Genomic DNA, 13,454 nt, shown 5'->3' with positions numbered 1-13,454 from the left:
TCTATACAAGTATATCTAAATACATCATCTGTCCCGTATGAGGAACACACAATGTCGTCAGGTAAATACCGCCAGCAGGACGTCCGCGCCCCGCGCGGCACCGCGCTCACTGCAAAAAGCTGGCTCACCGAAGCACCGCTGCGCATGTTGATGAACAACCTCGACCCGGAGGTTGCGGAGAATCCCCACGAGCTGGTGGTCTACGGCGGCATTGGCCGCGCCGCGCGCAACTGGGAGTGCTATGACGCCATTGTCGAATCCCTCACTCACCTCGAATCCGATGAAACCCTGCTGGTGCAGTCCGGCAAGCCGGTGGGGGTGTTCAAAACCCACACCAACGCGCCGCGCGTGCTGATCGCCAACTCGAACCTGGTCCCGCACTGGGCGACCTGGGAGCACTTCAACGAGCTGGACGCCAACGGGCTGGCAATGTACGGCCAGATGACGGCGGGAAGTTGGATCTACATCGGCAGCCAGGGGATTGTGCAGGGCACCTATGAAACCTTCGTCGAAGCGGGTCGTCAGCACTATAACGGTTCGCTGAAGGGCCGCTGGGTACTCACCGCGGGCCTCGGTGGAATGGGCGGCGCGCAGCCGCTGGCCGCGACGCTTGCCGGTGCCTGCTCGCTAAACATTGAGTGTCAGCAGAGCCGTATCGATTTCCGCCTGCGCACCCGCTACGTCGACGAACAGGCAGCCGACCTGGATGACGCGCTGGCGCGCATCAAAAAATACGCTTCCGAAGGAAAAGCCGTGTCGATTGCCCTGTGCGGTAACGCGGCCGATATTCTTCCTGAGCTTGTGGCCCGCGGGGTGCGTCCGGATCTCGTCACCGACCAGACCAGCGCCCATGACCCGCTCCACGGCTATCTGCCGAAAGGCTGGACGTGGGAAACCTACCAGCAAAAAGCGGAAACCGATCCGGAAGGGACGGTGCTTGCCGCCAAAGAATCCATGGCGGAACACGTCTCCGCCATGCTGGCCTTCAGCAGGATGGGGGTTCCGACCTTCGACTACGGGAACAATATTCGTCAGATGGCGAAAGAGATGGGCGTGAGTGACGCCTTCGACTTCCCGGGGTTTGTTCCTGCCTACATTCGTCCGCTGTTCTGCCGCGGCATCGGCCCGTTCCGCTGGGTTGCCCTCTCCGGTGACCCGGAGGACATCTATAAAACCGACGCCAAAGTGAAAGAAATTGTCGCCGACGACGAACATCTGCACCGCTGGCTGGACATGGCGCGCGAGCGCATTAACTTCCAGGGCCTGCCGGCGCGCATCTGCTGGGTAGGGCTGGAGTGGCGGCAAAAACTCGGCCTGGCCTTCAACGAAATGGTGCGCAGCGGGGAAGTTTCCGCGCCGATCGTCATTGGCCGTGACCACCTGGACTCCGGCTCCGTTGCCAGCCCGAACCGCGAAACCGAAGCCATGCGCGACGGCTCCGATGCCGTCTCCGACTGGCCATTGCTCAACGCCCTGCTGAATACCGCCAGCGGCGCGACCTGGGTGTCGCTGCACCACGGCGGCGGCGTAGGGATGGGCTTCTCCCAGCATTCGGGGATGGTTATCGTCTGCGACGGAACCGATGAAGCGGCAGCGCGTATCGCTCGCGTGCTGCATAACGACCCGGCAACCGGCGTGATGCGTCACGCGGATGCGGGTTACGAGATTGCGATTGACTGTGCCACAGAGCAGGGGCTGAACCTGCCGATGATCCCTGCCACACAAGGAAAGCAATAATGAATGCATTAACACTCACTCCCGGCTCGCTGACGCTCAAACAGCTGCGCAGCGTCTGGCGTCAGCCGGTCGCGCTTACGCTTGATGAAAGCGCCCACCGCGGCATAAACGACAGCGTTGCCTGCGTGGAGGCCATCGTTGCCGAAGGGCGTACCGCCTACGGGATCAACACCGGGTTTGGCCTGCTGGCGCAGACGCGCATCGCAACGCACGACCTGGAAAACTTACAGCGCTCGCTGGTGCTGTCGCACGCGGCGGGCGTTGGTCAGCCGCTGGATGATGAGATTGTGCGTCTGATGATGGTGCTCAAAATCAACAGCCTGGCGCGCGGCTTTTCCGGCATTCGCCTGAGCGTGATTCAGGCGCTGATGGCGCTGGTCAATGCGGAAGTTTATCCGTGGATCCCGGCGAAAGGCTCCGTTGGCGCCTCCGGCGACCTGGCACCGCTGGCGCATATGTCCCTGCTGCTTCTGGGCGAAGGTCAGGCCCGCTGGCAGGGCGAATGGCTTCCGGCACGGGAGGCGCTGAAAAAAGCGGGCCTGGCGCCGATTACGCTGGCGGCAAAAGAGGGGCTGGCGCTGCTGAACGGCACGCAGGCATCGACCGCTTTTGCGCTGCGCGGCCTGTTCGAAGCGGAAGACCTCTTTGCCTCGGCGGTGGTCTGCGGTGCGCTGACTACCGAAGCCGTGCTGGGCTCCCGTCGTCCGTTCGATGCCCGCATCCACGAGGTGCGCGGCCAGCGCGGGCAGATTGACGCCGCGGCGATGTACCGTCACGTGCTTACCGACACCAGCGAAATTGCCGATTCACACCATAACTGCGAGAAGGTTCAGGACCCGTATTCCCTGCGCTGCCAGCCGCAGGTGATGGGCGCGTGCCTGACGCAGCTGCGCCAGGCAGCCGAGGTGCTGCTGGTGGAAGCCAACGCGGTGTCCGATAACCCGCTGGTATTCGCTCAGGAAAACGAGGTGGTCTCCGGCGGCAACTTCCACGCCGAGCCGGTGGCGATGGCGGCGGATAATCTCGCCCTGGCGATTGCCGAAGTGGGGGCCTTATCCGAACGTCGCATTGCGCTGATGATGGATAAACACATGTCCCAGCTGCCGCCGTTCCTGGTGCGCAACGGCGGGGTCAACTCGGGCTTTATGATTGCCCAGGTGACGGCCGCGGCGCTGGCGAGCGAGAACAAAGCGCTGTCGCATCCGCACAGCGTAGACAGCCTGCCCACCTCGGCGAACCAGGAAGATCACGTTTCGATGGCACCGGCTGCCGGGCGTCGTCTCTGGGAAATGGCCTCTAACACCCGCGGCGTGCTGGCGGTAGAGTGGCTGGCGGCAAGTCAGGGTATCGATCTGCGTGAAGGGCTGAAATCCAGCCCGCTGCTGGAGCAGGCGCGTCAGGCGCTGCGCGAGCACGTCACGCATTACGATGACGACCGCTTCTTTGCGCCGGATATTGATAAAGCGATGCAGCTTCTGGAAGAGGGGCGGCTGGTGGGGTTGTTGCCTTCGGTGCTGTAATATTTATCCTCACCCTAACCCTCTCCCAAAGGGAGAGGGAACTGTCAGGTTTTCGCCCTCTCCCTGTGGGAGAGGGCCGGGGTGAGGGCATCAGCCCGCACTATTACGAATACATCGCCGTAATTGACGCGCTGCCGAGCGTATGGAAGTGCACGTTAAAGCCGACCATCGCGCCGCTCGCCCCTTCATCGACCTCAATCTTCTCTACGTCCAGCGCGTGCACCGTGAAGATATAGCGGTGGGTCTCGCCTTTTGGCGGCGCCGCGCCGCCGTAGCCCGCTTTACCAAAGTCAGTGCGCGTCTGAATGGCGCCCTCAGGCAGGGCAACCAGGTCGGAGCCGGAGCCCTGCGGCAGCACGCGCGTATCCGCAGGCAGGTTTGCCACAATCCAGTGCCACCAGCCGGAGCCGGTCGGCGCGTCCGGGTCGTAGCAGGTCACGACAAAGCTCTTGGTTCCGGCAGGAACCTCGTCCCATGCCAGGTGCGGGGAGATATTGTCCCCCTGATAGCCCATGCCGTTGAAAACGTGGCGTTCCGGCAGCTTATCGCCGTCGCGCAGATCTTTACTGATGATTTTCATAGGGTTTACCCTCGTTGATCGCTCGTTCAGCAAGTGTAACGCATGGGGTTAAATCATGAAATGCGCGGGAATGTTAACGGCTGTAACGACCGCGGCCGTTAATTTACCCAGCTGTTCCGGCGTAATGATGTACGGCGGCATCAGGTAGATAAGCTTGCCGAAGGGACGCACCCAGACGCCCTGGTCAACGAAGAAGCGCTGCAGCGCCGCCATGTTTACCGGGTGCGTTGTCTCAATGACCCCGATGGCACCCAGCACGCGAACGTCCGCGACGAAGTCTGAAGCGGAGGCAGCGTCCAGCTCTTGCCTGAGCTGCGTCTCAATCGCCGCAACCTGCGTTTGCCACTCGCCGCTCTCCAGTATGGCGAGGCTTTCGCCGGCTACCGCGCAGGCCAGCGGGTTGCCCATAAACGTCGGCCCGTGCATAAAGCAGCCCGCTTCGCCGTCGCTGATGGTGTCGGCTACGTGGCGGGTAGTGAGGGTGGCGGAGAGCGTCATGGTGCCGCCGGTCAGGGCCTTGCCCAGACACAGAATATCCGGGGCAATGCCCGCATGCTCGCAGGCAAACAGCCTGCCGGTGCGGCCAAAGCCGGTGGCGATCTCATCGGCAATCAGCAGAATGCCCTCGCGGTCGCACATCCTGCGAATACGCCTCAGCCATTCCGGATGGTACATCCGCATCCCGCCTGCGCCCTGCACAATCGGCTCCAGGATCACGGCCGCGATTTCATGACGATGTGCCGCCATCAGCCGCGCAAAGCCCACCATGTCCATCTCGTCCCACTCGCCGTCGAAGCGGCTCTGCGGGGCCGGGGCAAACAAGTTTTCCGGCAGATAACCCTTCCACAGGCTGTGCATGGAGTTGTCCGGATCGCACACCGACATCGCCCCGAAGGTATCCCCGTGGTAGCCGTTGCGGAAGGTGAGGAACCGCTGGCGCGTTTCGCCCTTCGCATGCCAGTACTGCAGCGCCATTTTCATCGCCACTTCCACCGCCACGGAGCCGGAGTCGGCCAGGAACACGCACTCCAGCGAGTCGGGCGTCATCGACACCAGACGGCGGCATAAATCCACCGCAGGCTGATGGGTGATTCCGCCAAACATCACGTGCGACATCTGGTCAATCTGCGCTTTCATCGCCGCATTCAGGCGCGGGTGATTGTACCCGTGAATGGCCGCCCACCAGGAGGACATGCCGTCAACGAGCTGCTCGCCGCTGGCGAGATGCAGCTCGCAGCCGTGGGCCGAGGCCACCGGGTAGACGGGCAGGGGGCGGGTCGTAGAGGTGTAAGGGTGCCAGATATGCTGCTTGTCGAAGGCGAGATCGTCCTGGGTCATAATCGACTTGTAAACCATTTTGAAAAGTTTTAGGTTTACGAGTATAAACCGAACCGACAATTAACAAAACCCTTTGGAGAAGCCCAATGGCTCACCACGCACGCTGGACGATGTCGCAAGTCACTGAATTATTCAATAAACCTTTCCTGGAGCTGATGTTTGAAGCTCAGCAGGTACACCGTCAGCATTTCGACCCGCGCCACGTTCAGGTCAGCACGCTGCTGTCGATCAAGACCGGCGCCTGCCCGGAAGACTGTAAATACTGCCCGCAGAGCGCGCGCTATAAAACCGGGCTGGAGTCTGAACGCCTGATGGAAGTGGAGCAGGTTCTCGACTCGGCGCGCAAGGCGAAGAACGCAGGTTCGACCCGCTTCTGCATGGGCGCCGCGTGGAAAAATCCGCACGACCGCGACATGCCCTATCTGGAGCAGATGGTCAAAGGCGTGAAGGAGATGGGGCTTGAGGCCTGCATGACCCTGGGCACGCTGAACGACGATCAGGCGCAGCGCCTGTCGGCGGCAGGGCTGGATTACTACAACCACAACCTCGACACGTCCCCGGAGTTCTACGGCAACGTTATCACCACGCGCACCTACCAGGAGCGGCTGGACACGCTGGATAAAGTGCGCGATGCGGGGATCAAGGTCTGTTCCGGCGGCATCGTGGGCTTGGGCGAAACCGTGAAGGATCGTGCGGGTCTGCTGTTACAGCTGGCGAACCTGCCCACGCCGCCGGAAAGCGTGCCGATCAACATGCTGGTCAAGGTCAAGGGCACGCCGATGGCGGACAACGAGGACGTGGATGCGTTTGATTTTATCCGCACCATCGCGGTGGCGCGCATCATGATGCCGACCTCCTTCGTGCGCCTGTCTGCCGGCCGCGAGCAGATGAGCGAGCAGACGCAGGCGATGTGCTTTATGGCCGGCGCCAACTCAATCTTCTACGGCTGCAAGCTGCTGACCACGCCGAACCCGGAAGAGGACAAAGACGTACAGCTGTTCCGCAAGCTGGGGCTGAACCCGCACCAGACCGAGGTGCTGACGGGCGACAACGAGCAGCAGCAAAAGCTGGAGCAGCAGATTTTTAACGCCGATACCGAACAGTTCTACAACGCGGCCGCCGTATGACCTGGCAGGCGCGTATCAATACCGCGCTGGAAGAACGTCGGGCGGCGGACGCTTTGCGCGTTCGCCGCGTCGTGGAGAACGGCGCAGGCCGTTTTCTCACTCGCGAGGGCCAGCGCTTCTGTAATTTTTCCAGCAACGATTACCTCGGCCTGAGCCAGCATCCGCAGGTCGTTCGCGCATGGCAGCAGGGCGCGGAGCGGTTTGGCGTAGGCAGCGGCGGTTCGGGCCACGTCAGCGGCTACACTACGGCGCATCAGGCGCTGGAAGAAGCGCTGGCCGACTGGCTGGGCTACCCGCGCGCGCTGCTGTTTATCTCCGGCTTTGCCGCCAATCAGGCGGTGATTGCCGCGCTGATGAACAAAAATGACCGCATCGTCGCCGATCGGCTTAGCCACGCCTCGCTGCTGGAAGCGGCAAGCCTCAGCCCGGCACAGCTGCGGCGGTTTGCCCATAACGATGCGGGGCAGCTTGCTGCGCTGCTCGATAAACCCTGCGACGGACAACAGCTGGCGATAACAGAAGGGGTGTTCAGCATGGACGGCGACAGCGCGCCGCTTGCCGCGCTGCACGAAGCCGCAAAACGGCAAAACGCCTGGCTGCTGGTCGACGACGCCCACGGCATTGGCGTAATGGGCGACGAAGGTCGCGGCAGCGCGCATCAGCAAAACGTGAAGCCGGAGCTGCTGATTGTCACCTTCGGCAAGGGCTTTGGCGTGAGCGGTGCGGCGGTGTTATGCAGCGAGTCCGTCGCGGACTACCTGCTGCAGTTCGCGCGTCATCTGATTTATAGCACCAGCATGCCCCCCGCGCAGGCCGTGGCGCTGAGCGCGTCGATGGCGATCGTTCGTAGCGCGGAAGGCGACGAACGCCGCCAGCGGCTGGCGGATCACATCCGCCAATTCCGCCGGGGGCTGCGGTCATTACCCTTCCACAGCCCCGATTCGCAGAGCGCCATCCAGCCGGTGATTGTCGGTGATAACAGCCGTGCACTAGCGCTGGCGTACCGGCTGCGCGAGCGCGGGATGTGGGTCACCGCCATTCGTCCGCCAACCGTCCCGTCGGGCACCGCGCGCCTGCGCCTGACGCTCACGGCGGCGCATCGCGCGCAGGACGTTGATGCACTTCTGGAGGCGTTACGTGTCGCCAGTCAATAAACAGGCTATTGCCGCGGCGTTCGGCCGGGCAGCGCAAAGCTATTCGCAGCACGATGAGCTCCAGCGCCTGAGCGCGCAGGGATTACTTCGTTCGCTCGGCGAGAATACCTTCCCACGGGTGCTGGACGCCGGTTGCGGACCCGGGAGCAACAGCCGCTACTGGCGCGACGCGGGAAGCCACGTCACGGCCATCGATTTGTCTGCTCAGATGCTTGATGAAGCGCGGCAGAACCGGTCGGCTGACCGGTATCTGGTGGCCGATATCGAAGCGATCCCGCTGCCGGACGCGCAGTTTGACCTCGTCTGGAGCCATCTGGCCGTGCAGTGGTGCGGCAGCCTGCCGCAGGCGTTAGGTGAGCTTTACCGCACGGCGCGGCCGGGCGGGAAGGTGGCGTTTACCACCCTGCTGGAAAGCTCGCTGCCGGAGCTGAATCAGGCGTGGAAGGCGGTAGATCGGCAGCCGCACGCCAACCGATTCTTATCGCAGGAGGCGGTCGCGCAGGCGCTCGGCGGCTGGCGCTACCGCAGCGAGGTACAGACGGTCACCCTCACGTTCAGCGATGCCTTAAGCGCCATGCGCTCCCTGAAGGGGATCGGCGCCACGCATCTGCATGCCGGACGGGAGAGCAAGCCGCTGACCCGCGGGCAGTTACGGCGTCTGGAGCTGGCCTGGCCACAGGTGCAGGGCAGCTTCCCGCTTTCTTATCAACTTTTTCATGGGATTATCGAACGTGACTGAACGCTATTTTGTCACCGGAACGGATACCGAAGTGGGCAAAACGGTTGCCAGCGCTGCCCTGCTGCAGGCTGCCCGTTTACAGGGAAAAACCACCGCCGGGTATAAGCCCGTCGCCTCTGGCAGCGAGATGACGCCGGAAGGATTACGCAATACCGACGCATTAGCGCTGCAGCGCAACAGCACGCTTGAGCTTGCCTACGCGGCGGTAAATCCGTACACCTTTGCAGAGCCGACATCGCCCCATATCATCAGCGCCGACGAAGGGCGCCCGATTGATTTTGCCGTTATGTCTGCCGGACTACGCGCTCTGGAAAGCCGGGCGGACTGGGTGCTGGTGGAGGGGGCCGGCGGCTGGTTTACGCCCCTGTCCGAAGAACAGACCTTTGCTGACTGGGCGCAGGCCGAGCGGCTTCCCGTCATTCTGGTGGTCGGCGTGAAGCTGGGCTGTATCAACCACGCTATGCTGACCGCGCAGGCCGTACAGCAGGCAGGATTGCCGCTGGCGGGCTGGATAGCCAACGACGTGGTTGCGCCGGGTAAACGCCATCAGGAGTATCTGGTGACGCTCAGGCGGGTGCTGCCCGCTCCGTTTCTTGGTGAGATCCCGTGGCTTGCAGAAGGCGCGGAAAATGCCGAAACCGGGCGCTATCTCGACATCAGCGCCTTGCGTCCAGCGACATCCAGTGGGCGATAAGCTCGTCATCCAGTTCGTTAACGTGGCCCTGCGCCACGTTACGCCCGCGGTAGAGCATGCAGAAACGGTCCGCAACGCGGCGGACAAACGACAGCTGCTGCTCGGCTAACAGTACCGTCATTCCCAGTTCCCTACTCAGGCGCGCCAGCAGCTGCCCCAGCCTCTGGGCAAAGCTGTGCCCGGCACCCAGCATTGGCTCATCAAGGATCAGCACGCGGGGACGGCTCACCAGCGCGTTGGCGAGGGCGAGCTGGTACCGATCGTCAGGCGATAGCCCGTTTGCACGGCTTTGTCGCAGCGGATAGAGCTGCGGAAAGAGTTCGAAAATGTCGCTTTTCGCCGCTGAGGCGGTCTGGCCCGTCGCCCGCATGGCGACGTGCAGATTCTCTTCAATGGTCAGTTGAGAAAATATCCGCCTGTCCTGTGAAACATAGCCGATTCCCGGCTCTGCGTGCTGCGCCGGCGCCTGGCTGAGTAAATCTCTTGGCGGGGCGCCAGCTTCATGCCAGATGATGGTGCCGCTCTCCACGGGAATATTGCCGGTGATGCAATTGATCAGAGTGGTTTTACCCATTCCCGGCAGGCCCACCACGCCCGTGCATAAGCCCGGGGGTAAATCCAAATCGACATTCCATAGCGTATGTTGGCTTCCGTAAAACTGATTGACCGCGCGCAGACTCAACATCTTTCTCTCCTTAAAAATGCGTAGGGGGAAGGCCCGCATAATCATGTGCAAAACGCCTGCCAGAACCGATAATCTGATTAAAAAAGAGACTTTTTTAAGAATGCGCCTCAGGGAGGCAGGCAGAAGATTACACTGTTGCACAGCGGTAGTGCCGGGTCGGGTGGGTTATGGTGCAGGGCAGCAGAATGGCTGAAATGTGAGTAAGATCTCATCGATTGGTTATGTATGACGCAACTGTTTATCATCAAAAAAGAGATATAAAAATTTTTTGTCGCCGCTTCGTGGGAAAAACCGGGAATTTGCCGAGTGGCGGTCCGTACGGGCTGGAAGCAGTTATCCACTATTCCTGTGGATAACCATGTGCATTAGAGTTAGAAAACACACGGTAAGCGAGAGAATACGCGGGTTACGCGCAAATTGGTGCGAAACGCGGCTTTAGAAAATATCATTTACTATTTAGCAGGTTAGATAAAAGCAATTGCCGTAATGAAAGTGTCACCCGTTGCCATAAAACTATCATTACCTCGCTTGACAAATGTTAAAAAAGGAAATGTTCTGGGGATAACCCCGGTTCGTTGGTGTTTTATCTTGTCGCTGTTTAAATTTCCATCAAAAACGCGCGCCCAAACGATGCGCTACGCTAAATATCCTTACACGCCACTGGTTTTTCATCCAGTGTTTTTTACTGGCATTCCTGGCCACAACGAGTAAAATTACTCACCTGCCGCTTATTACGTCATCAGGTCGTCGCCCATGAGTAAACCGTTCAAACTGAATTCTGCGTTTCGTCCTTCGGGGGATCAGCCCGAGGCCATCCGTCGCCTGGAAGAGGGGCTGGAAGATGGGCTGGCGCACCAGACGCTGCTGGGTGTGACCGGCTCGGGTAAAACCTTTACCGTCGCCAACGTCATTGCGGATTTACAACGCCCCACGATGGTGCTTGCGCCGAACAAAACCCTGGCGGCGCAGCTTTACGGTGAGATGAAAGAGTTCTTCCCGGATAACGCGGTGGAGTATTTCGTCTCCTACTACGATTACTACCAGCCTGAGGCCTATGTCCCAAGTTCAGACACCTTCATCGAGAAGGATGCCTCGGTGAACGAACATATCGAGCAGATGCGTCTGTCGGCGACCAAGGCGCTTCTGGAGCGTCGCGATGTTGTCGTGGTGGCATCGGTCTCTGCCATCTACGGTCTGGGCGATCCGGATCTCTATCTCAAGATGATGCTGCACCTGACGCAGGGGATGATCATCGACCAGCGCGCCATCGTCCGTCGTCTGGCGGAGCTGCAGTATGCCCGTAACGATCAGGCGTTCCAGCGCGGAACCTTCCGCGTGCGCGGTGAGGTGATCGACATCTTCCCGGCAGAATCTGACGATATGGCGCTGCGCGTTGAGCTGTTTGACGAAGAGGTTGAACGGCTGTCGCTGTTCGACCCGCTGACCGGACACGTTGAGTCGGTGATCCAGCGCTTCACCGTCTACCCTAAAACGCACTACGTGACGCCACGCGAGCGTATCGTGCAGGCGATGGAAGATATCAAAGTCGAGCTGGCCGATCGTCGTAAAGTGCTCCTGGCGAACAACAAGCTGCTTGAAGAGCAGCGCTTAAGCCAGCGTACCCAGTTCGATCTCGAGATGATGAACGAGTTGGGCTACTGCTCCGGCATTGAAAACTACTCGCGCTATCTCTCCGGGCGCGGGCCGGGTGAAGCACCGCCAACCCTGTTTGACTACCTGCCGGCGGATGGGCTGCTGGTGATTGACGAATCCCACGTCACCATCCCGCAAATTGGCGGGATGTACCGCGGCGACCGCGCGCGTAAAGAGACGCTGGTGGAGTACGGTTTCCGTCTGCCGTCTGCGCTGGATAACCGTCCAATGAAGTTTGAAGAGTTTGAGGCGCTCGCGCCGCAGACCATCTACGTATCGGCAACGCCGGGCAACTACGAGCTGGAGAAATCCGGTGAGGACGTGGTTGATCAGGTGGTGCGTCCGACCGGGCTGCTGGATCCGATTATTGAGGTCCGCCCGGTGGCCACGCAGGTGGACGATCTGCTCTCTGAAATCCGTACCCGCGCGGCCATCAACGAGCGCGTGCTGGTCACCACGCTAACCAAACGCATGGCGGAAGACCTGACGGAGTATCTGGAAGAGCACGGTGAGAAGGTGCGTTATCTGCACTCGGATATCGATACCGTTGAGCGTATGGAGATTATCCGCGACCTGCGTCTTGGCGAGTTCGACGTGCTGGTGGGGATCAACCTTCTGCGAGAAGGTCTGGATATGCCTGAAGTCTCTCTGGTGGCCATCCTGGACGCTGACAAAGAGGGCTTCCTGCGCTCAGAGCGTTCGTTAATTCAGACCATTGGCCGCGCCGCGCGTAACGTCAACGGGAAAGCGATTCTGTATGGCGACAAGATCACCCCGTCGATGGCGAAAGCGATTGGCGAAACGGAACGTCGTCGCGAGAAACAGCATCGCTACAACGAAGAGCACGGTATTACGCCGCAGGGTCTGAACAAGAAGGTGGTGGATATTCTGGCGCTGGGTCAGAACATTGCCAAGACCAAAGCGAAGGGCCGTGGCAAAGCGCGTTCAGTGGTGGAAGAGGATACCGTTGTGCTGACGCCAAAAGCGCTGCAGCAGAAAATCCACGAGCTGGAAGGGCAGATGATGCAGCATGCGCAGAACCTGGAGTTCGAAGAGGCGGCGCAGATCCGCGACCAGCTGCATCAGCTGCGGGATCTTTTCATCGCGGCATCGTGAGTAAGGTCATGTTTTCCCCCTCTCCCCGTGGGAGAGGGCCGGGGTGAGGGCATCAGGCCGCACAAAGCGGCCCTAACCCAGCGCCTGAATCGCCTTTTCCAGCGCCTCACGCAGCAGGTGACGGTCGTGGCGATATTTGATATCGCTGGCCTCCAGCGGCTCCTGTACCACCACCCGATCGCCGATGCCGGACACATCCACATTCGGCCCGACGACCACGCCGTCGATAATTTTCTTACCGACGTACTGCTCCATCAGATTCAGCTTATCCGCCAGCGACAGGCTTGCCGCCGCCGGGCTCAGCTCGCGCCCCAGATTGCCGATGTAAACCATCGGAGCCGGCGTCCTGCGCAGCGCCTGCGCCAGCTCTTTCACAAGAATAATCGGCATCAGGCTGGTGTAAAAACTGCCCGGACCGATCAGGATCAAATCCGCTTCGCTGATGGCTTCAACCGCCTCGCGCGTGGCGGCTACGCTGGGGTAGGTCATGAGCTCTTTCGGCGCGACGGTGAGCTGGTCAATATTTACCTCACCATAGACTTCATGGCCTTCTGCGTCTATCGCCATCAAATCCACCGGATGTTCGGACATCGGAATCAAAAACGCGTCCACTTTTAGCAGGTTACGGATTAAATTGATCGCCTCAAGAGGCCGCACGCTCAGGTGATCCAGCGCCTTAAGCATCAGATTTCCGAGGTTATGCCCGGAAAGCTCGCCATTCCCGCCGAAACGGTACTCAAACATCGCGGAAGCCACGCTCGGCTCCGTAATTAACTGATTAAGACAGTTGCGCATATCACCCCAGGCAATCCCGCCTTCGGCGCGGCGGATCCGCCCCGTTGAGCCTCCGTTATCCGTTGTGGTAACGATCCCTGTTAACCGGGATCCAAGGGAGGATAATGAGGACATTACCCGTCCCAGACCGTGGCCTCCGCCAAGGGCGACGACGCGGTCAAGATCCGCAAAAGTGCGATTGCGCATACACATTCCTTATCTCATTCGATCTGCGTAACAGTAACCTAACTACCCCTAAAAGACGATGGCTCACCCTACGCAAAATGACGTATATCAATGCGAAAGTGCGACTTTTAGGTATTCTGTAACGAAAATG

At 60.3% G+C, this 13,454-nt stretch carries 11 protein-coding genes; 7 read left to right on the top strand and 4 right to left on the bottom strand.

Going from position 1 to position 13,454, the window contains the following annotated elements:
* The first annotated feature begins 51 nt into the window (after positions 1-51).
* Positions 52-1,737, top strand: coding sequence for a urocanate hydratase (gene hutU / locus D5067_RS15935; protein ID WP_119935014.1), 1,686 nt, complete (start codon positions 52-54; stop codon positions 1,735-1,737).
* Positions 1,737-3,257: a histidine ammonia-lyase gene (gene hutH, locus D5067_RS15930; protein WP_119935013.1), complete on the top strand. Its 1,521-nt coding sequence runs from the start codon at positions 1,737-1,739 to the stop codon at positions 3,255-3,257. Before hutU ends, hutH begins: the two co-directional genes overlap by 1 nt.
* A 103-nt stretch (positions 3,258-3,360) precedes the next feature.
* On the opposite strand, the gene D5067_RS15925 is transcribed toward hutH, so the two are convergent.
* Entirely contained in the window at positions 3,361-3,837 is a 477-nt protein-coding gene (locus tag D5067_RS15925; protein ID WP_119935012.1) for a kinase inhibitor, read from the bottom strand.
* Positions 3,838-3,885: 48 nt separating this feature from the next.
* Positions 3,886-5,193, bottom strand: coding sequence for an adenosylmethionine--8-amino-7-oxononanoate transaminase (gene bioA / locus D5067_RS15920; RefSeq protein ID WP_119935011.1), 1,308 nt, complete (start codon positions 5,191-5,193; stop codon positions 3,886-3,888).
* 68 nt (positions 5,194-5,261) lie between these two features.
* On the opposite strand from bioA, the gene bioB reads away from it, so the two are divergent.
* The 4 genes from bioB to bioD are packed head-to-tail and all read left to right on the top strand — an operon-like array spanning position 5,262 to position 8,889.
* The gene (bioB, locus tag D5067_RS15915) at positions 5,262-6,302 is read left to right on the top strand and encodes a biotin synthase BioB (RefSeq protein ID WP_119935010.1); all 1,041 of its coding nucleotides are present in this window, start codon (positions 5,262-5,264) and stop codon (positions 6,300-6,302) included.
* Positions 6,299-7,456: an 8-amino-7-oxononanoate synthase gene (bioF, locus tag D5067_RS15910; protein ID WP_119935009.1), complete on the top strand. Its 1,158-nt coding sequence runs from the start codon at positions 6,299-6,301 to the stop codon at positions 7,454-7,456. Before bioB ends, bioF begins: the two co-directional genes overlap by 4 nt.
* Positions 7,440-8,195: a malonyl-ACP O-methyltransferase BioC gene (bioC, locus tag D5067_RS15905; RefSeq protein WP_119935008.1), complete on the top strand. Its 756-nt coding sequence runs from the start codon at positions 7,440-7,442 to the stop codon at positions 8,193-8,195. Before bioF ends, bioC begins: the two co-directional genes overlap by 17 nt.
* Positions 8,188-8,889 (top strand): dethiobiotin synthase, encoded by a 702-nt coding sequence (gene bioD, locus D5067_RS15900; protein ID WP_167456766.1) that lies wholly within the window; start codon positions 8,188-8,190, stop codon positions 8,887-8,889. Before bioC ends, bioD begins: the two co-directional genes overlap by 8 nt.
* On the opposite strand, the gene D5067_RS15895 is transcribed toward bioD, so the two are convergent.
* Positions 8,852-9,574 carry an ABC transporter ATP-binding protein gene (locus tag D5067_RS15895; RefSeq protein ID WP_119935006.1) on the bottom strand — a complete coding sequence of 241 codons (723 nt, stop codon included), beginning with the start codon at positions 9,572-9,574 and terminating at the stop codon, positions 8,852-8,854. The genes bioD and D5067_RS15895 overlap by 38 nt on opposite strands.
* Positions 9,575-10,327: 753 nt before the next feature.
* Between D5067_RS15895 and uvrB the strand changes: the two genes are divergently transcribed.
* The gene (uvrB, locus tag D5067_RS15890; protein ID WP_119935005.1) at positions 10,328-12,343 is read left to right on the top strand and encodes an excinuclease ABC subunit UvrB; all 2,016 of its coding nucleotides are present in this window, start codon (positions 10,328-10,330) and stop codon (positions 12,341-12,343) included.
* Positions 12,344-12,415: 72 nt separating this feature from the next.
* On the opposite strand, the gene yvcK is transcribed toward uvrB, so the two are convergent.
* On the bottom strand, positions 12,416-13,324 hold the full coding sequence (gene yvcK, locus D5067_RS15885) for a uridine diphosphate-N-acetylglucosamine-binding protein YvcK (RefSeq protein ID WP_119935004.1): 909 nt from the start codon (positions 13,322-13,324) through the stop codon (positions 12,416-12,418).
* Positions 13,325-13,454: the final 130 nt, after the last annotated feature.

Source organism: Enterobacter huaxiensis (assembly GCF_003594935.2).
GTDB lineage: Bacteria > Pseudomonadota > Gammaproteobacteria > Enterobacterales > Enterobacteriaceae > Enterobacter > Enterobacter huaxiensis.
The sequence above is the reverse complement of the archived record's forward strand: the minus strand, read 5'-3'. Positions and strand labels throughout refer to the sequence as shown.